The organism is Puerhibacterium sp. TATVAM-FAB25 (assembly GCF_046535855.1).
GTDB classification, from domain to species: Bacteria; Actinomycetota; Actinomycetes; order Actinomycetales; family Cellulomonadaceae; genus Puerhibacterium; species Puerhibacterium variabilis_A.
Map to the genome: position 1 here is coordinate 52,882 of NZ_JAXUAK010000014.1, position 22,529 is coordinate 75,410.

Here is a 22,529-nt window from a genome sequence, read left to right on the forward strand (position 1 = left end):
TTGCCGACACCGGCCGCTCGCGCCCGCCGCCGTCGGGCCCGTGTCAGTACCGGCGCATGCTCGAGCCTGCGCTGGTACTGACACGTCGCGGGGCGTCGGGTCCTGTCAGTGCGAGCGCAGGCCATGGCGTGCGCTCGTGCTGACAGGTCTGGGAGGGCTCAGGCGGCGGGCTTGTGGGCCCGGTGCAGCGCGACGATGCCGCCGGATAGGTTGCGGTAGGCCACCCGCTCCCAGCCGGCCTGGCGCATGAGCCGGCCGAGCCCGGCCTGGTCGGGCCACGAGCGGATGGACTCGGCGAGGTACTCGTACGAGCCCTTGTCCCGCGTCACGGCGCCCGCGACCACGGGCAGCGCCCGCATGAGGTACTCCATGTACACGGTGCGGAACGGCCCCCAGGTGGGCGTGGAGAACTCGCACACCACCAGCCGGCCGCCCGGGCGCACCACGCGCAGCATCTCCCGCAGGGCGGCGTCGGTGTCCACCACGTTGCGCAGGCCGAAGCTGATCGTGACCGCGTCGAACGCGCCGTCGGCGAAGGGCAGGGCCGTGGCGTCGCCGGCCACGAACGGCAGGTCGGGGCGGCGCTGCTTGCCCACCGACAGCATGCCGAGCGAGATGTCGGACGGCACGACGAGCGCACCGTCGTCCGCGAACGGCTCCGACGACGTCCCGGTGCCGGCGGCCAGGTCGAGCACCTTGTCGCCGGGCCGCGCGCCGACGGCCTCGCGGACCAGGCGCCGCCAGCGGCGGTCCTGCCCGAGCGAGACGAGGTCGTTGACGAGGTCGTAGCGGCGGGCGATCCCGTCGAACATCGAGGCGACCTCGGCGGGGTTCTTCTCCAGGGTGGCGCGCGGCATGGTGCTCATGCTCCCACGCGCCGGGCCAGGCCGGGCCGCACGGGAGCCGCGCGGGAGTAACGCACGAGACACCCGCTCGGCCGGGGTCGTGGGCGTGCCCCGGCGTACGCTGGTCGGCGATGTCCGCCACCCCCTCGGCCGAGCGCCCCACCGGCCACGACGCCACCCCGATCGCCGGCCGCCCGGGCCTCGGCGGCCGCCCCGACGCGGCCCCTGAGCCGCAGCTGGTGGTGCGGACCACGGCGATCGACGCCCTGCCCGACGACCTCACGGCCCTGGTGGACCTGCTGCCGGACGACCGGCCGCTGGCCTGGGTGCGCCGGGGCGACGGGATCGTCGGCTGGGGCGAGGCGCTGCGCGTGGAGACCGCCGGCGCCGCACGCTTCGCCGACGCCGAGGCGGCGTGGCAGGGGGTGCTCGAGCGCGCCGTCGTGCGCGACGCCGTGCGCCTGCCCGGCACCGGGCCCGTGGCGTTCGGCTCGTTCGCGTTCGACGACGCGTCGGCCGCCGGAGGCGTGCTGGTCGTGCCCCGCGTGGTGGTCGGCCGCCGCGGCGGGCGGTGCTGGCTGACCACGATCTCCGCCGCGCCCGACATCTCCGTCGCGGCCGCCAGCAGCACCGGCGTGGCCGCGCTGCTCGCCGACGACGCCCGCACGCCCGTGGCGGCGCCGGGCGCCGTCACGGTCGACGACGGCGCCGTGCCCGGCGGCGAGTGGAAGCAGGTGGTCGCCGCCGCCGTGGGCCGCATCCAGGACGGCGGCCTGGAGAAGGTGGTGCTCGCGCGCGACGTCGTGGCCACCGCCGAGCGCCCGGTGGACCCGCGCTGGCTGCTGCGCCGCCTCGCCGCGGGCTACGAGGCCACCTGGACGTTCTCCGTCGCCGGCATGGTCGGCGCCACCCCGGAGCTGCTGGTGCGCAGCGAGAAGGGCCTGGTCGCCTCGCGCGTGCTGGCGGGCACGATCCGGCGCGAGCCGGGCATGTCCGACGACGACGCGCTGCTGCGCGCGGCGCACCTGGCCCGCTCGTCCAAGGACCTCGAGGAGCACGAGCACGCCGTCGTCTCCGTGGCCCGCGCGCTGGAGCCGTTCTGCACGTCGATGAACGTGCCCGAGCAGCCGTTCGTGCTGCACCTGCCGAACGTCATGCACCTGGCCAGCGACGTCACCGGCGTGCTCGACCGCGACGGCGACGGGCGCGCCCCGTCGTCGCTCGCGCTGGCCGCGGCGCTGCACCCGTCGGCCGCCGTGTGCGGCACGCCCACCACCGCGGCGCGCGACCTCATCCGCGACCTCGAGGGCATGGACCGCGCCCGCTACGCCGGGCCGGTCGGCTGGACCGGCGCCGACGGCGACGGCGAGTGGGGCATCGCCCTGCGCTCGGCCGAGGTCGACCCGGCCGACCCGCGGCGGGTGCGGCTGTTCGCGGGCTGCGGGATCGTCGCCGCCTCCGACCCGGCGGCCGAGCTCGCGGAGTCCGAGGCCAAGCTCGTGCCGATGCGGTTCGCGCTCGGCGCCGAGGGCTGAGCCCGGGCGCCCGCACCCGGGCGTCCCGGGCGTCCCGCGGTCGCGCATCCGCGCAGGGCCGCCGTGTCCCGCGGCATCTGTTGCCGGTGGTGGGCACCGTGCTTACCGTCCGTCTCGGTCGGGCTGCCCGGGGAGCCCCTGGTCCGTCCCCCGACAGCCTCGACGCCTCAATGTCGAGCACCTGGAGGGTCGATGGAAGGCTCACCCACCGCGGTCGAGGAGCGGCAGCAGCCCGTCCGCAGTCTCATCCCCGCCCGGCTGGACCGGCTGCCGTGGACGAAGTTCCACTGGATGGTCGTCGTCGGGCTGGGCGTCTCGTGGATCCTCGACGGGCTGGAGGTCCAGCTCGTCGCCGACGTCGGCTCGATCCTCACCGAGGAGGGCAGCGGCCTCGGCATCTCGCCGGCCCAGGTCGGGCTGCTGGCCTCCGTGTACCTGGTCGGCCAGGTGGTCGGCGCCCTCGTCTTCGGCCGCCTCACCGACCGGCTCGGGCGCCGCAGGCTGTTCATCCTGACCCTGGTGATCTACCTGGCCGGCAGCGGCCTGGCCGGGCTGTCCTGGAACCTCGAGTCGTTCCTGGTCTTCCGGTTCATCGCCGGCATGGGCATCGGCGGCGAGTACAGCGCCATCAACTCCGCGATCGACGAGCTCATCCCCGCCCGCTACCGCGGCCGGGTCGACATCGCGGTCAACGGCACGTACTGGGGCGGCGCCCTCATCGGCTCGCTCGGCGCCCTCGTGCTGCTCAACCCGGACCTGGTCCCGATCTTCTGGGGCTGGCGCATCGCGTTCTTCCTCGGCCCGGTGCTCGGCCTGATCATCATCTACATCCGCCGGCACATCCCCGAGAGCCCGCGCTGGCAGCTCACCCACGGCCACGCGACCCAAGCCGAGGCGACCGTCGACGAGATCGAGCGGACCATCGAGGCCCAGGGCGGGAAGCTCGCGCCCGTCGACGACGGCAAGGCGATCGAGGTCGTCGCCGAGAAGTCGATCCCGATCCTGCGCGTCGCCAGGATCATCTTCCGCGAGTACCCGAAGCGCGCCGTGCTCGGGGCGACGCTGATGATCACCCAGTCGTTCCTCTACAACGCGATCTTCTTCACCTACGCGCTCGTGCTGCACAACTTCTTCGACGTCCCGCACGGCAGCGTGCCGCTGTACTTCATCCCGTTCGCCCTGGGGAACCTCATCGGCCCGCTGGCGCTCGGCCACCTGTTCGACACGTGGGGGCGGCGGCGGATGATCCTGCTGACCTACAGCCTCGCCGCGGTCGTGCTGGCGGTCGCCGCCGTGCTGTTCAGCATGGGGCTGCTCACCGCGGTCACCCAGACGGTCCTGTGGTGCGTCTGCTTCTTCTTCGCCTCCGCGGGGGCCTCGTCCGCCTACCTCACGGTGAGCGAGATCTTCCCCCTCGAGCTGCGCGGCCAGGCGATCGCGCTGTTCTTCTGCATCGCCCAGCTCTCCGGCGCGGTCGCGGCGGCGCTGTACGCCTCGCTCGTCGGCGAGGGCGACGCGCGGGGGCCGCTCACCTTCGGGTACTTCCTCGGGGCCGGCATCATGCTGGTCGGCGGCCTCGTGGCCTGGTTCCTCGGCATCGACGCCGAGCGCAGGTCGCTGGAGGACATCGCCGACCCGGTGACGTCGACGCGGCGGCGCGGCGCCACCCGGATCGAGGGCCCGAACCCGCTCGCGTCAGGCCGCCGTCAGGCCACCGCCGTCAGCCGCTGCCGTCAGCCGTTGCCGCCGAAGAGCCACTCCCACAGCGAGTCGTCCGAGCCGGAGCTGCCGGAGCCGTCGCTCGACCCGCCCTCGCCGGAGCCGGGCTGCGGCGCCTGCTGGCCGCTCCCCTGGTCGCCGCTGCCCTGGCCGGAGCCGCTGCTGGTCTCCTCGCGGACGGCGAAGGTGACCGTCACCTGCTCCGCGGAGCCGCCGCGCACCACGGTCAGCGTGGACTCCTGGCCGGCGGTGCGCTCCCGGACGAACGCGGTGAGCGACTCGGCGCCGTTCACCGGCTCGTCGTCGATCGCCACGATGACGTCGCCGGACCGCAGGCCCGCCTCGGCGGCCGGCGAGCCGGACGTGACGTCCTGCACCTGCGCCCCGCGGCGCGTGACGCCGTCGGCGGTCGCGGTGCCGTCCGACATCGTGACGCCCAGGAAGGCGTGCTGCGCCGAGCCGTTCTCGATGAGCTGGCTGCTGATGTTCTTGGCAAGGTTCACCGGGATGGCGAAGCCCAGGCCGATCGAGCCGGACTGCCCGCTCGCGGCGCTCGACAGCGTCGCGATGGACGAGTTGACGCCGATGACCTGCCCGCTCGCGTTGAACAGCGGGCCGCCGGAGTTGCCCGGGTTGATCGCCGCGTCCACCTGGATCGCGTTGGTCACCACGGAGTCGGTCGCGTCCTCGCCGGCCGCCGACACCGGGCGGTCGAGCGCGGACACGATGCCCGTCGTCGCGGTGTTGGCCAGGCCCAGCGGGTTGCCGACGGCGAGCACCGGGTCGCCCACCTGCACGGCGTCGGAGTCACCGAGGGCGACGGGCTGCAGGTCGTCGGGCGCGTCCTGGATCTGCACGACGGCGAGGTCGGTGCTGGGGTCGGTGCCCACGATCGTCGCCTCGAAGAGCCGGCCGTCGCTGAGCGTCACCTGCACCGTGCCGTTCGCCGCGCCGGCGACGACGTGGTTGTTGGTCAGCACGTGGCCGGAGTCGTCGATGACGAGGCCGGAGCCCTCGGAGCCGCCCTGCTGGCTGCTCACCTGGATCGCGACGACGGACGGCGCCACGGCGGCCGTGACCGCCTGCCAGTCCGGGTCCTGGGCGGTGGAGTCCTCGACCGGCGCGGCGTCGGAGCCGTCCGAGCGGCCGACCGCCGCGATCGACGCCGGCGTGCCGTCGTCGTCGAGACCCGCGACGAGCGCGGCCGTGCCGCCGCTGGCGAGCAGCGCCGCGATGACCGCGGCGCTCGCCACCGGCACCCACGCGCGCGGGCGGCGCTCGCGGGTCGTGGTCCGGCCGCCCTCGGGGCGGGCGTCCGGGTGCAGGTACGGGTTCGACGGGTCGTGGGGGGCGGCGGGCTGCTGCTGCGAGCCCCACCCCGGCCGGCCGGCGCCCTGCTCGTGGCCGGCGGCGTCGTGGGCCGGCTGCTGGCCGGGGTGCTGGCCCTGCTGCTGGCCGGGCTGCTGCGGCGACCCGTACGGCGCGTACTGCCCGTAGCGGGGGCCGGCGGCCTGCGCGGGCTGCGGCGCCGGCACGTCCTGCACCGGTCGGGGCAGCGGCGCCGTGTCGTGCACGGCCAGCCGCTCGGTCGGGTGCTCGGTCGGGTGCGCGACCGGCTCGGCCGGCGGCGGGGTCGCGGCGGACGCACCGGACGGCGCCGGCTGCCGGCCCGTCGGGTCCGCCTGCGGACGCGACCCCGGCGCGGCGGGGCGCTGCTCCTGCGGCGCGTCCTGCCCCTGCCGGGCGTCGTGGTTCTCGGTGCTCATGGTGGCCTCCTCGTTCTCCTGGCCACGAGACAACACCATCAGACTGACGTGGCCCTTGAACGAACCTGAGAGTTCTCTGCACGCGCGCGGCCGCGAGCGGTCGCGGCCGCGGCGCTGGGGTTCGTCACCCGACGCTGCCGTCCTCCGCGCCCGCTCGCACGGCCACCGCTCGTACGGCCGCCGCCACGCGCGCGGCGACCTCGCGCGACTCGGCGAGCCGGTCGGTGCGCGGCACCCGCACCTCGACCACCTCAACGCCGGGCGCCGGGCGGGCGAGCGCGTCGCGCAGCCCGGCGACGTCGCGCACCGCGCGGTGCCGCACGCCGTAGCCGGCGCACAGGGCGGCCAGGTCGGCACCGTGCGGCGTGCCGAAGACCTGCTCGAACACCGCCGCGCCGGCCGGCGAGGCCGCCGCGAGCGCGCCGTGCTCGAGGGTGGCGAAGATCGATCCGCCGTCGTCGTTGACGACCACGAGCTGCAGGTCGGCGGCCGGCTCGTGCGGCCCGGCCAGGAGCCCGCCGACGTCGTGCAGGAACGTGAGGTCGCCGAGCAGGGCGCGGGTCACGCCGCCGCGGGCGTCCGCCCGGACCGCCCGGACCAGCGCCACCCCGAGGGCGGTGGAGACCGTGCCGTCGATGCCGGCCAGCCCCCGGTTGGCCAGGACGAGCGGCGAGGCGCCGACGGCGTCGTCGGCGCCGTCGGCGCCGAGCACGAGCTCGAGGTCGCGGACCGGGTTGGACGAGCCGACGACGAGGGCGTCGCGCGGGCCGGTCGCGGCGAGGACGGCGCGGGCGACCGCCAGCCCCGCGTGCGGCGCCGCGGCGAGCGGGCCGGTGTCCGCGGAGAGCCCGGCCACGGCCGCGGACGCCGCGCGCCCGGCCGCGCGCCAGCGGTCGAGGAACGCGCCGCCGTCCGCGGGTGCCGCGGGCACGAACCAGCGCTCGGCCAGGGCGTCGACGACACGCTCCGCGTGGCGGGCGGGGTCGGGCCACGGCGCGCCGCCCGGGGCGACGACGGTGACGGCCACGCCCGGCCGGGCGATCAGCCGCAGCTGGGGGCGCGACAGCGTGGGGTGGCCGAGCACCACGACGTGCTCGACGTCGGCGAGGAGCTCCTCGACGCCGAGCACGGCACGGTAGGCGGCGACGGCGTTCGGCCCGCCGCACGCGCCCGACGACGGCTCGGCGAGCAGCGGCCAGCCGCGGGCCTCCGCGAGCCGGCGGGCGTCCGGCCCGGCGCCGTCGCCGGCGAGCACGAGGGTGCGGGCCGGGTCCCCGTGCAGCGCGGGGTCGGCGCCCGGACCGGGCGCGGGCGGCACGACGACGGCGCGGCGGTAGCCCTCGGGCCAGGTCTCCCCCGGTGCCAGGGGCGTCAGCGGCTCGGCGGGCTGGAGCGGCTCGCGGAAGGCCAGGTTGAGGTGCACCGGCCCGGGCCGGCGGTCGCGCAGCCCGAGCGCGGCGGCCAGGGCGCGGCCCGCGGTGGAGAGCAGGTCGCGCACCTCGCCGGGCCGCCCGTCGGGCGCGGGCACGTCGACGGCGTACCGCACGGCAGAGCCGAAGATGCCGACCTGGTCGGTGGTCTGGGAGGCGCCGGTGCCGCGCAGCTCGTGCGGGCGGTCGGCGGTGAGCAGCACGAGCGGCACGCCGGTGTGGTGCGCCTCGAGCACGGCCGGGTGCAGGTTGGCCACGGCGGTGCCCGACGTGGTGACCACGGCGACCGGCCGCGGCACGTCGACGGTCACGAGCCCGGCGTCGTCCGCAGAGCCGCTCGCGCCGCGGTGCAGCGGCTCGCTCCCCCGCGCCAGGCCGAGGGCGAGGAAGCCGGCGGCGCGCTCGTCGACGCGCACGTGCAGCCGCAGGTCCGCCCGCTCGGCGGCGGCCTCGGCCAGCGCGTAGGCCAGCGGCGCCGAGCGGGAGCCGGGCGACAGCACGACGTCGCGCACGCCCTGCAGCACGAGGTCCGCCACGAGGGCTCGGGCGGCGGCGACGGACGGCGGCACGGCGGTCATCGCCCCTCCCCCGGCGTCCCGGCGAGCAGGGCCTCGAGCCGGCGGTGGCGGTCCAGCCAGGCGGCGCGCACGGCGCCCGACGGCGCGGCGGCCGCGAGCGCCGCGGCGTCCGGCTCCGGCCGGCGCACCGGCAGCGCGCCGTCGACGGGCAGCAGCGGGTCGGCGACGACGTCGCGCACGAACAGCTGGGACGTGGCCAGCCCGCAGGCGTACGGCAGCTCGGGCAGGGCCGCGGCGAGCGCGACGCCGGCGGCCAGCCCCACGGACGACTCCAGCGCCGAGGACACCACGACCGGCAGCCCGACCCGCTCGGCCAGCTCGAGGCAGGCGCGCACCCCGCCGAGCGGCTGCACCTTGAGCACGACGACGTCGGCCGCCTCCTCGCGCACCACCCGCAGCGGGTCCTCGGCGCGGCGGACCGACTCGTCGGCGGCGACCGGCACGTCGACCCGGCGGCGCAGCGCGGCCAGCTCTTCGACGGTGGCGCAGGGCTGCTCGGCGTACTCCAGGCCGCCGGCGGCGGGGTCGAGGCGGCGCAGGTGGCGCGCGGCGGCGTCGACGTCCCAGCCGCCGTTGGCGTCCACCCGGATGCGCCCGGCGCCGGGGCCGTGCAGCTCGTCGAGGGCGGCCCGCACGGCGGCGACCCGCTCCGCCTCGGCCTCCACCGGCTCCAGGGCGCCGGCGGCGTCGCGCTGGGCCACCTTGACCTTGGCGGTGCGGCACCCGGCGGCGGCGAGCACGATCTCGCGGGCCTGCTCCGGGCCCACCACCGGCACCGTGACGTTGACCGGCACGCGGTCGCGCACCGGCGCCGGCCAGCCGAGGTCGGCGGCCTCGCGGGCCGCGCGCAGCCAGGTGGCGGACTCGGCGTCGTCGTAGTCCCAGAACGGGCTCAGCTCGCCCCACCCGGCGTCGCCGCGCAGCAGCAGGCCGTCGCGGACGTCCAGCCCCCGGAACCGTGTGCGCAGCGGGGTGGACCACACCACCGGGCCGCTGGGCAGGGACGACGCAGGGGCGGCGGAGGCGGGCACGTCACCCAGGGTAGTGCGGGGCGCCCGCGCACCGGCCGGCGGCGGCGGTGACGTGCGCGACGGCCCGCCCGGGCGGCGGCCGGTGCGCGGGCGCGCCGCCGTAGGCTGGCGGCCGTGACGACCGCTCCCGCCCCCGGCACGCCCCTGCCCCGCCAGGTCTCCGAGACCTTCGACCCCACGCGCTGGCGGGAGGTCACGGGGTTCGGCGACCTCACCGACATCACCTACCACCGCGGCGTGGAGCGCGACGCCGACGGCGCCGTGGTGCGGGACCTGCCGGTGGTGCGGGTGGCGTTCGACCGGCCGCAGGTGCGCAACGCCTTCCGCCCGCACACCGTGGACGAGCTGTACCGCGTGCTCGACCACGCCCGCATGACGTCCGACGTCGGCACGGTGCTGCTCACCGGCAACGGCCCGAGCGCCAAGGACGGCGGCTGGGCGTTCTGCTCCGGCGGCGACCAGCGCATCCGCGGGCGCTCCGGCTACCAGTACACGACGGCGGCCGACGGCGGCGGCGAGGTCGAGACGGCCGACGCCGTCGACCCGGCCCGCGCCGGCCGGCTGCACATCCTCGAGGTGCAGCGGCTGATCCGCACCATGCCCAAGGTCGTCGTCGCGGTGGTGGACGGCTGGGCCGCGGGCGGCGGGCACTCGCTGCACGTGGTGGCCGACCTGTCGATCGCCTGCCGCGAGCACGGCCGGTTCAAGCAGACCGACGCGGACGTCGGGTCGTTCGACGGCGGCTACGGCTCGGCGTACCTGGCCCGGCAGGTGGGCCAGAAGCGGGCCCGCGAGATCTTCTTCCTGGCCCGGGAGTACTCGGCCGAGGACGCCGAGCGCTGGGGCGCGGTCAACGAGGTCGCCGACCACGCCGGCGTCGAGGAGCTGGCCCTCGAGTACGCCCGGACGATCGCGACCAAGTCGCCGCAGGCGGTCCGCATGCTCAAGTTCGCGTTCAACCTCGCCGACGACGGCCTGATGGGCCAGCAGGTGTTCGCCGGCGAGGCCACCCGCCTGGCGTACATGACCGACGAGGCCGTGGAGGGGCGCGACGCGTTCCTCGGCAAGCGCGACCCCGACTGGTCGCGGTTCCCGTACCACTTCTGACGGCCGGGCCTACCCTGGCGGCGTGACTCCCGCCGCCCTGCCCGCCCCCGTCGCCGCCCTCGCCGACGCCGTCCGGACGGCCCTCGACGGCGGGCCGGCGGTGTTCGGGCTGCCCCGCCTGCGCGACGCCGCGCCGCCCGACGGCACGGCGCTGGTGGTGCGCACCTCCGGCTCGACGGGCACGCCGCGCGAGGTCGCGCTCACCGCCGCCGCGCTGCGCGCGTCGGCCACCGCCACGCACGATCGCCTCGGCGGGCCCGGCCGGTGGGTGCTCACGCTGCCGCCCACGCACGTGGCGGGCCTGCAGGTGGTGGTGCGCTCGGTCCTGGCCGCCGATGCCGGCGTGCCCGCGCCCCTCGCCGCGGCGGAGCCCGGCGGGCGCTTCACGCCCGACGGCTTCGCCGACCTCCTCGAGCCGGCGCTCGCCGACGGCGTGCCCGTGCACGCCTCCCTCGTGCCCACCCAGCTGCACCGGCTCGTGGCCGCCGCCGACGAGGGCTCGCCCCGGGGCCTGGCGGCGCTGGCCCGCTGCGCGGACGTGCTGCTCGGCGGCGCCGCCACCCCCGCGCCGCTGCTCGCCCGGGCGCGGGCGGCGGGCGTCCGCGTGGTGCGCACCTACGGCATGTCCGAGACCGCCGGCGGCTGCGTGTACGACGGGGTGCCGCTGCGGGGGGTGCAGGTGCGGCTCGCCGCGGGCGACGTCGTCGAGATCGCCGGGCCCACGCTCGCCGCGGGCTACGTGGGCGACGACGCGGCGACCGCCGCCGCGTTCCGCGCCGACCCCGCCGGGCCCGACCTCGCCGGGCCGGACGCCGCCACCCGCTGGTTCCGCACCTCCGACCTCGGTGCCCTCGGTCCCGACGGCACGCTGACCGTGCTCGGCCGCGCCGACGACGTCGTCGTCACCGGCGGCGTCAACGTGGCGCCGGCGGCCGTGGAGGCGGTCCTCGCCGAGGTGCTGCCCGGCGTCCTCGGCGGCGCGGCGGCCGAGCCCTGCGTCGTCGGCGTGCCCGACGACGAGTGGGGCTCCGCCGTCGTCGCGGTGGTGGCCACCGGCACTCTCGATGCTGCCGGAGCCGTCGGCGCCCCGGCGACGACGCCGCCGCTGCGCCCGGTGGACCCCCGCACCCTGGGGCGGGTGCGGGCCGCCGTCGCGGATAGGCTGGGAGGGCCGTCCGCGCCCCGGCGCGTCTACCTCGTCGACGCCCTGCCACTGCGCGGCCCCGGCAAGGTCGACCGCAGCGGGGTCGCGGCCGCCGTCCGCGAGCACGAGTCCCGCTGACCGCGGCACCCGCCGTCGTCGTCCCCCACCCGCGCCCGGGCACGGGCGCGCCCGCACCACCTGCCGAGGAGCACCATGGCCACGATCACCGAGTGGATCGCCGGGGCACGCCCCCGCACCTTGCCCGCCGCGGCGGCGCCGGTGCTCATCGGGTCGGGTGCCGCCGCGCAGGTGGGCGCGTTCTCGGCGGGCCGGGCGCTGCTCGCCCTGGGCGTCGCGCTGGCGCTGCAGGTGGGCGTCAACTACGCCAACGACTACTCCGACGGCGTGCGCGGCACCGACGTCGACCGCGTCGGCCCCCTGCGCCTGACCGCCGCGGGGCTGGCCCGCCCCGGCCACGTCAAGGCCGCGGCGTTCGCGGCGTTCGGGGTCGCCGCCGTGCTCGGCCTGGTGCTCGTGGCGCTCACCGGCCAGTGGTGGCTGCTGGCCGTCGGCGCGTTCTGCGTCGTGGCGGCCTGGTACTACACCGGCGGGCGCCGGCCGTACGGCTACGCGGGCCTCGGCGAGGTGGGCGTGTTCCTCTGCTTCGGGCTCATCGCCACGCTGGGCACCACGTACACCCAGGCCGACCGGGTCACCGTCCCGGCGGTGCTCGGCGCCGTCGGGGTGGGGCTCGTCGCGTGCGCGCTGCTCATGGTGAACAACCTGCGCGACATCCCCACCGACGCGCTGACGGGCAAGAAGACGCTCGCCGTGCGGCTCGGCGACCACCGCGCGCGCCGCGCGTACGTGCTGGGGCTGTGGCTGCCGCTGCTGCTCGGCGCGCTGTGCGCGTTCTGGTCGCCGTGGGCGCTGGTGGTCCTGCTGCTCGCCGGCCCCGCGGTGGTGCTGTCCCTGCCGGTGCTCGCCGGGGCGCGCGGGCGGCTGCTCGTGCCCGTGCTGGGCGGTACCGGGCTGTACGAGCTCGGCTACGGGATCCTGCTGGGGCTCGGCCTGGCGCTCTGAGCCAGGGCACCGCGGCGGGGCTCAGCGGCAGGGCTCAGCAGCGGGGCTCAGCGGCAGGGCTCAGCAGCGGGGCTCAGCGGCCGGCGTCGCCGTCGCGGCGCTCGGGCCCGGCGTCGACCCCGGAGCCCGTCTCGGTGTCGCCGGTCTCGGTGTCGCCAATCACGGTGTCGCCAATCACGGTGTCGCCGGTCTCGGTGTCGACCACCGAGTCCTCGTACGCGGCGTCCGCCTCGGCCTCGCGGGACAGCCGCTGGCCCCGCTGCGCGCGGCGCTCGGCGCGGCCGGCGAGCCACACCGCCGCGGCGTCGCGCGGGCCGCGCAGGAACAGGTACGACACGGCGAACGCCAGCACGGCGGCGAGGGCCACGGCGAGCAGCGGGTCCGCGCCCGCCCACCACAGCAGCACGAACGCCGCGGCGAAGACGAGGACGCGGTAGAGCGTGTACAGGAGCAGAGGCACCGCACCAGCCTAGGCGGCGCGCCGGGGCGCCCGGCACGGGCAGCAGGGTCAGCGGCTGTGAGATGCACGCCTAGGCTGGTGCCATGGTGCGCCTGCTGCTGTTCCTCGTGGTCCTCGGGATCGTCGTGTACGCCCTCGCCGACCTCACCTCCGCCAAGGAGGAGGAGACCGGCGGGATGCCCAAGTGGGGGTGGGCGCTGCTCATCGTGCTGCTGCCGGGCGCCGGAGCGGCCGGCTGGCTGCTGTTCCGGCGGCTGCAGCGCACCGCCCCGGCGCCGGGCCGGGCCGCGCGGCCCGGGCGGCGGCCGAAGCCGGTGGCCCCCGACGACGACCCGGAGTTCCTCTGGCGCCTCGAGCAGGAACGCCGCCGCCGCGAGCGCGAGGCCGGCGGCACCGGCCGCCCCGGCGCCGGCGACGGTCGCGCGGACGGTGACGGCCCGGCGTCGGACGGCGGCACGTCGGCGGACGGCGCGGGCGACAACGCGACCCCCTGACCGCCCCGACCCTGTGGGTACAGAACACGCCGTGCGGATCGCGATCCGCACGGCGTGTTCTGTACCCACAGAGGACGGTCAGGCCCCCGGGTTGAGGCCCGAGTACGAGTGCTTGCCGGTGAACAACAGGTTCACGCCGGTGAAGTTGAACAGCACGCAGGCGTAGCCGACGACGACGAACCAGGCCGCGCGACGCCCGGACCAGCCGCGCGTGGTGCGCGCGTGCAGGTAGGCCGCGTACACGACCCAGATGACGAAGGACCAGACCTCCTTGGGGTCCCAGCCCCAGTAGCGGCCCCACGCGTGCTCGGCCCAGATGGCCCCGCCGATGATGGTGAAGGTCCACAGCACGAAGCCGACGGCGTTGAACCGGAAGCTCAGCGCCTCGAGCGACGCCGCGCCCGGCACACGGTCGAGCCAGTGCCAGCGGCCCAGGAACGGCGAGCCGGCGTCGCGGTGGTCGCGCAGCAGCTGCAGCACCGAGGCGACGAACGCCACGGTGAACACGCCCGTCGCGATGATCGCCACGCCGACGTGCAGCACCAGCCAGTACGACTGCAGCGCCGGCTGCACGCCCGTGGCGGCGACGTAGAAGACGTTGAGCCCCAGCGTGAGGAACACGGCGGTGAGGCCGGTGACGAACGCGCCGAGGAACCGCACGTCGCGGCGCAGGTTCACGCCGAGGAACACGGCGAGCGCGACGAACGAGCCCACCAGCGTGAACTCGTACATGTTGGCCCACGGCGTGCGCCCGGCGGCGGTCCCGCGCAGCACGATCGCCACGAGCAGCAGCGCGGTGCCGAGCCAGGTGGTGGACATCGCGATGCCGGCGGCCTTGCGGCGCTCGACGGGCGCGGACGACGCGGCCGGCGCGCCCGTCTCGGCACCCGCCGGCCCGCCCACCGTGGCCAGCTCGCGGGCGCGCGTCCGGGCGTCGGAGCGCACCTCGGTGCGCCGCGCGAGGTCGACGGCGAACGCGACGAGCGCGACCGTCAGTGCGGCGAGCGCCCCCCAGACGAGGAGCGTGCTCAGCTCGGCGGTGGTCATCGGGATGCCTCCTGGACCTTCGTGGAGTCGGCGGTGCCGGCGTCGGGCACCAGTGCGGGGACCGCGGCGAGGGCACGGTCCACCTCGCCCTGCAGGCCGGCGTCGTCGCCGCGGGCGAGGCCCGCGAGCTCGACGACGGTGCGGCCCTCATCCTCCCACGCGCGCAGCCAGACGCGGCGGCGCGGGGTGAACAGCGACACGGCGAGGCCGGCCAGCGCGACGAGCGCGAACGTCAGCACCCACGCCAGCGACGGGTCGTAGCGCAGGTCGAGCGCGACGTACCGCGGCATGTCCTCGCCGACCGTGATGGTGCCCAGCCCGTCGGGCAGGTCGACGGTCTCGCCCGGCCGCACCAGCACCTTGACGCGCTCGCCGTCGTCCTCGACCGACGGCGTCAGCGACGCGGTGTCGAGGCGGTAGACGTTCTGCGGCACGCCCTCGTCGAGGCCGAGGTCGCCGCGGTACACCTCGAGCACCAGCAGCGGGTCCGTGGGCTGCGGGAACACCGAGCGGGCGTTGCCCTCGGCGTCGACGACGGCGGTGGGCAGGAAGTAGCCGACCAGGCCGACCTGCTCGAGCCCCGCGGAGACGTCGGGCACCTTGACCACGCCGCGCGAGGTGTACATCGAGTCCTCGGGCAGGAACGGCACCCGGCCCTCGAAGGCCACCGCGCCCTGCGCGTCGTGCACGGTGATCTCCGGCGCGAACCCGTTGCCCTGCAGGTAGACCTTGGCGCCGTCGACCGAGAGCGGGTGGTTGACCTTGATGGTCTCCTGCGACGCCGAGCCGTCCGGCTCCGTGACCGTGACGAAGGCGGTGAAGTCGCGCGCCTGGGCGAAGGCGACGGTGTCGGAGGCGAACTCCGAGGAGAAGTCGTCGAGCGTCAGGGAGAACGGCGACAGCGCCGAGGGCTGGAACCAGGCCCCCTTGTCGAAGGTGTCGTAGTCGACGACGGCGTTGGCGAAGCCGCGGCCCTCGGTGACGATCGCCTGGCCGCGGTAGTGGAACAGCTGGCCCAGCGCGACGACCACGATGAGGCCCAGCAGCGCCAGGTGGAAGACGAGGTTGCCCGTCTCGCGCAGGTAGCCGCGCTCGGCGGCGACCGTGCGGGTCGCGGGCCGCGCCGGCACGGCGCGCGGGCCGCTGCCGCGCGCCGGGCGCGCGGCCTCCTCGCCGACGTCGACGCGGAAGGTGCGCCCGCGGCGCAGGTGCGCGGCGACGGCGGCCGCGACGTCGTCGGGCGACGCCGTCGTCGTGCCGGCCGCGGTGGCGGGGAACCGGCCGAAGCGGGCGGGCGTGCGCGGCGGGCGGCCGCGCAGGTTGCGGGCGTGCGCGATCGTGCGCGGCACGATGCAGCCCACCAGCGAGACCATCAGCAGCAGGTAGATCGCGCTGAACCAGGGCGAGGTGTAGACGTCGAAGAACCCGAGGCGGTCGAGCCACTCCCCCGAGGTCGGGTGGTCGCCGAGGTACTCGATGACCGCCCCGGCGTCCTGGCTGCGCTGCGGCAGGATCGAGCCGGGCACTGCGGCCACGGCGAGCAGCATGAGCAGCAGCAGCGCCACGCGCATCGAGGTCAGCTGGCGCCAGGTCCAGCGCAGCGTGCCGCGCCAGCCGAGCGCCGGCAGGGAGGGGCCGTCGGCCGCCCTCTGCCCGTCGGCACCGGTGTCGCCGGGCCCGGTGCCCGCGGCCGTCGCGACCGGCGCCGGCCGCTCGGCGGGCGCCTCCTCGGGCGCGGCGAACGCGTCGTCGATGCCCTCGGGCCGGTAGGGCCGCCGCGCGTCGGTCGCGCGCTGCGTCCTGGGGGTCTCGCTCACTCACACCACCGTCGCAAATCCACTGACCCAGCCCTGGAGCTCCCCGGTGAACGTGCCCCACACGCCCGTGACGAGCGCCAGGCCGATGAGCACCAGCAGGCCGCCGCCGACCCGCAGGACCGCCAGCCGGTGCCGGCGCAGGAAGCCGAGCATCCGCTGGGAGGACTGCAGGCCCAGGGCCACGAGCAGGAACGGCACGCCCAGGCCCAGGCAGTAGGCGACGCCGAGCACCACGCCGCGGCCGGCGGACGCCTCGTCGAGGGCGAGCGCCTGCACCGCGGCGAGGGTCGGGCCGATGCACGGCGTCCAGCCGAGCCCGAAGACGACGCCGAGCAGCGGGGCGCCCCACAGCCCCGCGCGCGGGCTGACGTGCAGGCGCCGCTCGCGCTGCAGGAACGGCATGGCGCCGAGGAAGGCCAGGCCCAGCAGGATCACGACGACGCCGAGCACCCGCTGCAGCACCTCCTCCCAGCGCACCAGGTAGGTGCCGAGCGCGCCGGCGGCGGCCATGAGCGCCACGAACACGGCGGTGAAGCCCAGCACGAACAGCGCGACGCCGCCCACGACGCGGCCGCGGCCGGGCGCCGTGCGCACCGCCGCCGTGGTCCGGGTGCGCCCGCCGCCCGCGCTCGCCGCGGCCATGCCGCTGACGTACCCGACGTAGCCCGGCACGAGCGGCAGCACGCAGGGCGAGGCGAACGAGACCAGCCCCGCCAGGACGGCGACCGGCACCGCCAGCAGCATCGAGCCGCTGAACGCGGTGGTGGCGAAGGCGTCGCCCATCAGGCGCCGGCCCCTTCGCCGCCGGACCCGCCCTCCGCCAGCACCTCGTCGATGATCGCGTCGAGCGTCGACGGGTCGGCCTGACCGATGACGCGCGCGGCGGGGCGGTGCTCGCGGTCGAGCACCACCGTCGTCGGCACGGCCTGGAGAGGCACGACGCCGGACAGCCGCGCGACGACCTGGCCGCTGCGGTCGGCGATCGACGGGTACGGCACGCCGTAGGTGCGCTCGAACGCCTGCGCGGCGCCCGCCTCGTCCTCGGTGTTGATGCCCAGCAGCTGCACCCCGTCGTCGGCGCGGTCCTCGGCCAGCGCGACGAGGTCCGGCGCCTCCGCGCGGCAGGGCGCGCACGAGGCGTACCAGGTGTTGATGACGACGACGTCGCCCTCCCACTGCGCGGTGTCGACGGCCTGGCCCTCGAAGTCGGTGCCGCTGACGGTGACCGGGTCCTTGCGGTCGTCCGGCTCCCACTGCTGCACGGAGCCGTCGCCGGACACGAAGCCCTGGTCGACGACGTCGCCGGCGCCCGAGGGCTGGGAGCAGGCGCTGAGCACGGCCAGCAGCGCGGCGGCGGCCGCGGCGGCGGCGGCCGGTCGGCGGCGCATCATGCCCCCGGCACCGGGTCGGCGCCGAGCAGCAGGGCCCCGGCGGGCTCGGAGTAGTGCAGGCCGGTGAACGTCCCGTCCTCGAAGCGCAGGCTCGTCAGCGACGCGAGCGCACACTGGCGCCGGGCGGGGTGGTGGGCCAGCGGCCGGCCCTCGAACGACAGCCGGGCCATCCACACCGGCAGCTGGTGGCTCACCAGCACGACCTCGCGGCCCTCGTGCGCGCGGCGGGCGTCCTCCACGGCGGCGCGCATCCGCGCGACCTGCTCGGTGTACGGCTCGCCCCACGACGGGCGCAGGGGGTTCCACAGATACTTCCACCAGCGTGGCGAGCGCAGCAGCTGGGCGGGGTCGGAGCCCACGGTGGAGCCCTCGAACGCGTTGCCCGCCTCGACGAGGCGCTCGTCGGTGCCGACGGCCAGGCCGAGCGCGGCGCCCACGGGGGCGGCGGTCTCCTGGGCGCGCTGCAGCGGGGAGGCGACGACGGCGGCGATGTCGCCGCCGGAGGCGGCCAGGTGGTCGGCGACCGTGCGGGCCATCGCGTGCCCGCGCTCGGACAGGTGGTATCCCGCCAGCCGCCCGTACAGCACGCGGTCGGGGTTGTGGACCTCGCCATGGCGCAGCAGGTGGACCGTGGTGGTGACCATGCCCGCCAGTCTCCCACGCGGTCCTGGGCGTTCCCCCAGGACCCTGTCGGTTGAGACGACAATCACTCCGGGAACCGCTCACCCGCCGCTAGCGTGGTCGGCGTGACCACCGCGCCGAAGATCTACGCCCTGCACGAGAACCCCGAGTGGTTCCCGCCGTTCGCCGCGGCCTTCGCCGCCGAGGGCGTCGAGCACGAGGAGTGGCTGCTCACCGACGGCACCCTCGACCTCGACGCGACGCCGCCCGAGGGCATCTTCTGGTCGCGCATCTCGGCCTCCAGCCACACGCGCGAGCACGGGCTGAGCAAGGACTACGCCCGCGCGGTGCTGGCCTGGCTCGAGGCGCACGGGCGACGCACGGTCAACGGCCGGCGGGTGCTCGAGCTCGAGGTCAGCAAGGTCGACCAGCTCACGGCCCTGCGCGCCGCCGGCATCGACACGCCGCGGACGGTCGCCGCGGTGGGCGGGCCGGAGCGGGTGCTCGAGGCCGCGCGCCGGTTCGCCGCGCAGGCGCCCGGGCCGTTCGTCACCAAGCACAACCAGGGCGGCAAGGGGCTGGGCGTGCGCCGCTTCGACGCGCTCGAGGACCTCGAGAAGCACCTGGCCTCGGAGGACTACGAGGCGCCGGTCGACGGCATCACGCTGATCCAGGAGTACGTGGTGGCCGCCGACGGCGGGATCACCCGCGTGGAGATCGTCGGCCACGAGCTGGTCTACGCCGTGCGCGGCGACACCGAGCGCGGCGGGTTCCAGCTCTGCCCGGCCGACGCGTGCGCGATCGACCCGGCGACGGGCCGGCCGGTCATGCCGCCCGGCGCCACGATCTCGATGGCCCCCGACGAGGCGACCGGGCTGTTCTCGCTGCGCGAGGGCTACGCCGACGACCCGGTCGTGGCCCGGTACACGGAGTTCACGCGGCGCCACGGCATCGAGGTGGCCGGCATCGAGAACATCCGCACCGCGGACGGGCGCACGCTCACCTACGACGTCAACACGAACACGAACTACAACTCCGACGTCGAGGCGGCGGCGCCGCGGAGCGGCCCGCGCGAGATCGTGCGCCACCTCGCGCGCCTGCTGCGCGAGACCTACCCCGCCTGAGCGGACCGGCATCCCGGCCGGCCCCCGGGCGGGTCCCGCGGGTCTCCCTCGGGCGCCGTCACCCCTCCGCGGCGGCCTTGGCCTCGCGCGCGACCTTGGCCATCGCGCGGCCGAGCACCGCGAACTCCTCGGGGTCGAGCACGTCCACGAGCAGGCGCCGGACGGCGGCGACGTGCGCCGGCGCCGCCTGCTGGAGCAGCTTCCAGCCCTCGTCGGTCATCACGCAGTTGACCCCGCGCCGGTCGCCGGGCACCGGACGGCGCTCGACGAGGCCGCGGCGCTCCATCCGGTCGACGGTGTGGGTGAGGCGGCTGCGCGAGAGCGCCAGGCCGTCGGCGAGCGCCGACATGCGCAGCGTGCGGTCGGGCTGCTCCGACAGCTGCACGAGCAGGTGGTACTCCCCCAGCGTCACGGGGATGCCGGCGTCGTGCGCGCGGTCGAGCGCGTCGACGAACCGGGCGGTGCCGTCGAGGTAGGCGCGCCAGGCGCGCTGCTGGTCCTCGGTCAGCCACTCGACGTCGGTGGGGTCGGCGGCGGGTGCGGGGGCCGCGGACCCGGCCGCGCCTGCGGGCTTCGTGACCATGACCTGCCTCCGGAGATCTCCGGGACCACCACCCGGGACGATCGCCAGTGTGACGTGCGGGGCGGGAATACGCCAGACCGACACCCCGTTGACGCCAGTGCGCGGGGCGATGGTTGATTTTTCAACTAACCGTCCTATGCTGACCGCAGTGCCGCCGACGCCCGTCGGCCCCCGACACGACGAGGAGCATCCATGACCGCCCTGCCCGCCGGCCTCACCACCGGGACCTACGCCATCGACCCCAGCCACTCGACCGCCTCGTTCACCGTCCGCCACGCGGGCATCGCCAAGGTGCGCGGCTCGATCGCGATCACCGCCGGCACCATCACCGTGGGCGACGACCTCGAGTCCTCCTCGGTCACCGCGGAGCTGGACGCCGCGTCGGTGAACACGGGCGACGCGAACCGCGACGGCCACCTGGTGAGCGCCGACTTCTGGCACGCCGAGGAGCGCCCCACCTGGAGCTTCACCTCCACCTCGATCAAGTCGGACGGCGAGGACCACATCATCCTCGGTGACCTCACCATCAACGGCGTCACCCAGCAGGTCGAGCTCCCCACCGAGTTCGCCGGCACCGCCAAGGACCCGTTCGGCAACGACCGCGCCGGCTTCGAGGCCGAGCTCGAGATCAAGCGCGCCGACTTCGGCCTGACCTGGAACGCGGCCCTGGAGACCGGCGGCTTCCTGGTGGGCGACAAGGTCAAGATCGCCCTCGACATCTCGGCGATCAAGCAGGCCTGACCCTCCCTGCCGAGATAGAGACCTCCAGCGCCGAGATAGAGACCTCCGGCGCCGAGATAGAGAGGCCCCGCCCGCCGCGTTCGTCCGCGGCGGGCGGGGCCTCTCTATCTCGGCCGAGGTGCTCTCTATCTCGGCCGACAGGTTCTCTATCTCGGCGTCAGGAGACGGCGCGCGCCGCCGTCGCCGCCCGGGCGGCGGCGTGGAAGGCGAGGATCTGCAGCTCGCCGCCGACGTCCACGGAGCGCACGACGACGTCGTCGGGCACCTGCAGCGCCACGGGCGCGAACGACAGGATCTCCCGCACGCCGGCGCCCACCACGCGGTCGGCGACGCCCTGGGCCACGGGCCCCGGCGTCGCGAGCACCACCATGGTCACGCCCTCGCGCTCCAGCACGTCCTCGAGGTCGTCGACGTGCTCCACGGTCAGCCCGCCGGTGCTCGTGCCCACGACCTCCGGCGCCGCGTCCAGCAGGGCCGCCACCTGGAAGCCGCGCGACGAGTAGCCGGAGTAGTTCGCCAGGGCCAGGCCGAGGTTGCCGACGCCGATGATCGCCAGCCGGTGCTCGGAGGTCAGGCCCAGCGCGGAGGTGATCACCGAGTCGAGCGACTCGACGTCGTAGCCCACCCCGCGGGTGCCGAACGACCCCAGGTAGGAGAGGTCCTTGCGCAGCTGCGCGGGGCCCACGCCCGAGGCCTCCGCGAGCTCGGTGGACGACGTCGTGCGCACCCCGCGCGCCGCGAGGTCGCGCAGGGCGCGCAGGTAGTAGGGCAGCCGTGCCACGGTGGCGGCGGGCACCGTCACCTCTCCGATCTCGATCATGTCCCCTCCCTACGGGCGCGCGCCGCGCACCGGACCGGGGGCGAGGCGGCGGGCCAGCCGGTCCGCGTCGACGTACCAGAAGCCCTGCTGCACGCCGTCCACCTCGACGACGGGCACGTACTCCCCGTAGCGGTCCGCCAGGCCGGCGTCGCCGTCGACGTCGACCTCTCGCCACCGCTGCCCGGCCGACTCGCACACACGGGCCACGACCTCCCGCGCCTCGTCGCACAGGTGGCAGCCGGTCCGCGTGAAGAGCACGACGCGCGCGTCCTGTTGCGTCTGCGGCTCGTTCACCAGCACAGCGTACGCGCGCCGTTCCGGCGTCGCGGCCCCTGCCGCGGTGGCCGCCGTTACAGTGGGCGGCATGTCGGACGCCGCCAGCACGCCCGCACCCGAGGGCGCTGACCGCCCGGCCGCCGCGTTCTTCGACGTCGACAACACCGTGATCCGCGGCGCGAGCGCCTACCACCTCGCGCGCGAGCTGTACCGGCGCCGGTTCTTCGGCACGGCCGACCTGCTCCGGTTCGCCTGGATCCAGGCGCGCTACGTCGCGTTCGGGGAGTCCAAGGACCAGATCGACACGGTGCGCGAGCGGGCGCTCGCGCTCATCGCCGGCCGGTCGGTCGCCGAGGTCACGGCCGTGGGCGAGGAGGTCTACGACACCGTCCTCGAGCTGCGGATCTTCCCCGGCACCAAGCGCCTGCTGGACGAGCACATCGCCGCCGGCGACCAGGTGTGGCTCGTCACCGCGACCCCGGTGGAGATCGGGCGGCTCATCGCCCGCCGCCTGGGGGCCACCGGCTGCCTCGGCACCGTGGCCGAGCACAAGGAGGGCTACTACACCGGCCGCCTGCTGGGCGACCTCATGCACGGCGGCGTCAAGGCCCAGGCCGTGCGCGAGCTCGCCGAGCGCGAGGGGCTCGACCTGGAGGCCTCCTACGCCTACGGCGACTCCCTCAACGACCTCGAGATGATGCACGCGGTGGGCCACCCCTGCCCGATCAACCCGGACGTGCGGCTGCGCCGGCACGCCCGCGACGTCGGCTGGCCGATCCGCGAGTTCCGCGGCCGGCGCCAGCGCGTGGCGGGCCGCAGCGTGCGGACGGCGTCGTGGGCCGGGGCGGCCTGGGTGGTCGGCCTGGTGGCGCGCGCCGTGCGCCGGCAGGTGCGCCGCCGCCTCGAGATGCGCTGAG

General features: G+C 76.2%; 21 protein-coding genes and 1 pseudogene. 9 read left to right on the forward strand and 13 right to left on the reverse strand.

The window, feature by feature from the left end; all coding sequences use genetic code 11:
• Positions 1-158 precede the first annotated feature (158 nt).
• Complete coding sequence (locus tag U5M74_RS12770; protein WP_410909350.1) at positions 159-857, reverse strand: demethylmenaquinone methyltransferase; 699 nt, start codon at positions 855-857, stop codon at positions 159-161.
• Positions 858-976: 119 nt separating this feature from the next.
• On the opposite strand from U5M74_RS12770, the gene U5M74_RS12775 reads away from it, so the two are divergent.
• Positions 977-2,380 carry an isochorismate synthase MenF gene (locus U5M74_RS12775; RefSeq protein ID WP_410909323.1) on the forward strand — a complete coding sequence of 468 codons (1,404 nt, stop codon included), beginning with the start codon at positions 977-979 and terminating at the stop codon, positions 2,378-2,380.
• A 291-nt stretch (positions 2,381-2,671) separates the two neighbouring features.
• Positions 2,672-3,997 (forward strand): annotated as a pseudogene (locus U5M74_RS12780) (MFS transporter); the annotation flags it as partial.
• Positions 3,998-4,113: 116 nt separating this feature from the next.
• Here U5M74_RS12780 and U5M74_RS12785 read toward each other — a convergent pair.
• From U5M74_RS12785 to U5M74_RS12795, 3 genes are all read right to left on the reverse strand, one after another.
• Positions 4,114-5,904 (reverse strand): trypsin-like peptidase domain-containing protein, encoded by a 1,791-nt coding sequence (locus tag U5M74_RS12785; protein ID WP_410909351.1) that lies wholly within the window; start codon positions 5,902-5,904, stop codon positions 4,114-4,116.
• An 85-nt stretch (positions 5,905-5,989) separates the two neighbouring features.
• Positions 5,990-7,873: a 2-succinyl-5-enolpyruvyl-6-hydroxy-3-cyclohexene-1-carboxylic-acid synthase gene (gene menD / locus U5M74_RS12790; RefSeq protein ID WP_410909324.1), complete on the reverse strand. Its 1,884-nt coding sequence runs from the start codon at positions 7,871-7,873 to the stop codon at positions 5,990-5,992.
• Positions 7,870-8,904 (reverse strand): o-succinylbenzoate synthase, encoded by a 1,035-nt coding sequence (locus U5M74_RS12795; RefSeq protein WP_410909325.1) that lies wholly within the window; start codon positions 8,902-8,904, stop codon positions 7,870-7,872. Before U5M74_RS12795 ends, menD begins: the two co-directional genes overlap by 4 nt.
• A gap of 114 nt (positions 8,905-9,018) precedes the next feature.
• Between U5M74_RS12795 and U5M74_RS12800 the strand changes: the two genes are divergently transcribed.
• The 3 genes from U5M74_RS12800 (at position 9,019) to U5M74_RS12810 (ending at position 12,238) form a co-directional block, all read left to right on the forward strand.
• Positions 9,019-10,011 (forward strand): 1,4-dihydroxy-2-naphthoyl-CoA synthase, encoded by a 993-nt coding sequence (locus U5M74_RS12800; protein ID WP_410909326.1) that lies wholly within the window; start codon positions 9,019-9,021, stop codon positions 10,009-10,011.
• Between the two features lie 22 nt (positions 10,012-10,033).
• Entirely contained in the window at positions 10,034-11,293 is a 1,260-nt protein-coding gene (locus tag U5M74_RS12805) for an AMP-binding protein (RefSeq protein ID WP_410909327.1), read from the forward strand.
• A gap of 75 nt (positions 11,294-11,368) precedes the next feature.
• Complete coding sequence (locus U5M74_RS12810) at positions 11,369-12,238, forward strand: 1,4-dihydroxy-2-naphthoate polyprenyltransferase (protein ID WP_410909328.1); 870 nt, start codon at positions 11,369-11,371, stop codon at positions 12,236-12,238.
• A gap of 73 nt (positions 12,239-12,311) precedes the next feature.
• Here U5M74_RS12810 and U5M74_RS12815 read toward each other — a convergent pair whose 3' ends face one another.
• Entirely contained in the window at positions 12,312-12,698 is a 387-nt protein-coding gene (locus U5M74_RS12815) for a DUF4229 domain-containing protein (protein WP_410909329.1), read from the reverse strand.
• Positions 12,699-12,781: 83 nt separating this feature from the next.
• Between U5M74_RS12815 and U5M74_RS12820 the strand changes: the two genes are divergently transcribed.
• Positions 12,782-13,192 carry a PLD nuclease N-terminal domain-containing protein gene (locus tag U5M74_RS12820; RefSeq protein ID WP_410909330.1) on the forward strand — a complete coding sequence of 137 codons (411 nt, stop codon included), beginning with the start codon at positions 12,782-12,784 and terminating at the stop codon, positions 13,190-13,192.
• A 78-nt stretch (positions 13,193-13,270) separates the two neighbouring features.
• On the opposite strand, the gene ccsB is transcribed toward U5M74_RS12820, so the two are convergent.
• Genes ccsB through U5M74_RS12845 form a run of 5 tightly spaced genes read right to left on the reverse strand, consistent with a single transcriptional unit; the run spans position 13,271 to position 18,091 of the window.
• A complete protein-coding gene (ccsB, locus tag U5M74_RS12825) occupies positions 13,271-14,239 on the reverse strand; it encodes a c-type cytochrome biogenesis protein CcsB (protein ID WP_410909331.1) in 969 nt (322 codons plus the stop codon).
• A complete protein-coding gene (locus U5M74_RS12830) occupies positions 14,236-16,056 on the reverse strand; it encodes a cytochrome c biogenesis protein ResB (protein ID WP_410909332.1) in 1,821 nt (606 codons plus the stop codon). The genes ccsB and U5M74_RS12830 overlap by 4 nt, the downstream gene beginning before the upstream one ends.
• Positions 16,057-16,839: a cytochrome c biogenesis CcdA family protein gene (locus tag U5M74_RS12835; protein WP_410909333.1), complete on the reverse strand. Its 783-nt coding sequence runs from the start codon at positions 16,837-16,839 to the stop codon at positions 16,057-16,059.
• Positions 16,839-17,447: a TlpA family protein disulfide reductase gene (locus U5M74_RS12840; RefSeq protein ID WP_410909334.1), complete on the reverse strand. Its 609-nt coding sequence runs from the start codon at positions 17,445-17,447 to the stop codon at positions 16,839-16,841. The genes U5M74_RS12835 and U5M74_RS12840 overlap by 1 nt, the downstream gene beginning before the upstream one ends.
• Positions 17,444-18,091 (reverse strand): histidine phosphatase family protein, encoded by a 648-nt coding sequence (locus U5M74_RS12845; RefSeq protein ID WP_410909335.1) that lies wholly within the window; start codon positions 18,089-18,091, stop codon positions 17,444-17,446. The genes U5M74_RS12840 and U5M74_RS12845 overlap by 4 nt, the downstream gene beginning before the upstream one ends.
• Positions 18,092-18,193: 102 nt before the next feature.
• Between U5M74_RS12845 and U5M74_RS12850 the strand changes: the two genes are divergently transcribed.
• Entirely contained in the window at positions 18,194-19,192 is a 999-nt protein-coding gene (locus U5M74_RS12850; protein WP_410909336.1) for a RimK family alpha-L-glutamate ligase, read from the forward strand.
• Positions 19,193-19,250: 58 nt separating this feature from the next.
• On the opposite strand, the gene U5M74_RS12855 is transcribed toward U5M74_RS12850, so the two are convergent.
• Positions 19,251-19,775, reverse strand: a complete 525-nt coding sequence (locus U5M74_RS12855; RefSeq protein WP_410909337.1) for a MarR family winged helix-turn-helix transcriptional regulator — start codon at positions 19,773-19,775, stop codon at positions 19,251-19,253.
• Between the two features lie 192 nt (positions 19,776-19,967).
• Here U5M74_RS12855 and U5M74_RS12860 point away from each other — a divergent pair, with 192 nt between their 5' ends.
• On the forward strand, positions 19,968-20,516 hold the full coding sequence (locus U5M74_RS12860) for a YceI family protein (RefSeq protein ID WP_410909338.1): 549 nt from the start codon (positions 19,968-19,970) through the stop codon (positions 20,514-20,516).
• 157 nt (positions 20,517-20,673) lie between these two features.
• Here U5M74_RS12860 and U5M74_RS12865 read toward each other — a convergent pair whose 3' ends face one another.
• Together U5M74_RS12865 and U5M74_RS12870 are read right to left on the reverse strand one after the other, a co-directional pair.
• Complete coding sequence (locus U5M74_RS12865; RefSeq protein WP_410909339.1) at positions 20,674-21,336, reverse strand: redox-sensing transcriptional repressor Rex; 663 nt, start codon at positions 21,334-21,336, stop codon at positions 20,674-20,676.
• A gap of 9 nt (positions 21,337-21,345) precedes the next feature.
• Positions 21,346-21,630, reverse strand: a complete 285-nt coding sequence (locus U5M74_RS12870) for a glutaredoxin family protein (protein ID WP_410909340.1) — start codon at positions 21,628-21,630, stop codon at positions 21,346-21,348.
• A gap of 70 nt (positions 21,631-21,700) precedes the next feature.
• Between U5M74_RS12870 and U5M74_RS12875 the strand changes: the two genes are divergently transcribed.
• Entirely contained in the window at positions 21,701-22,528 is an 828-nt protein-coding gene (locus tag U5M74_RS12875) for an HAD family hydrolase (RefSeq protein ID WP_410909341.1), read from the forward strand.
• The last annotated feature ends 1 nt before the right edge of the window (position 22,529 follow it).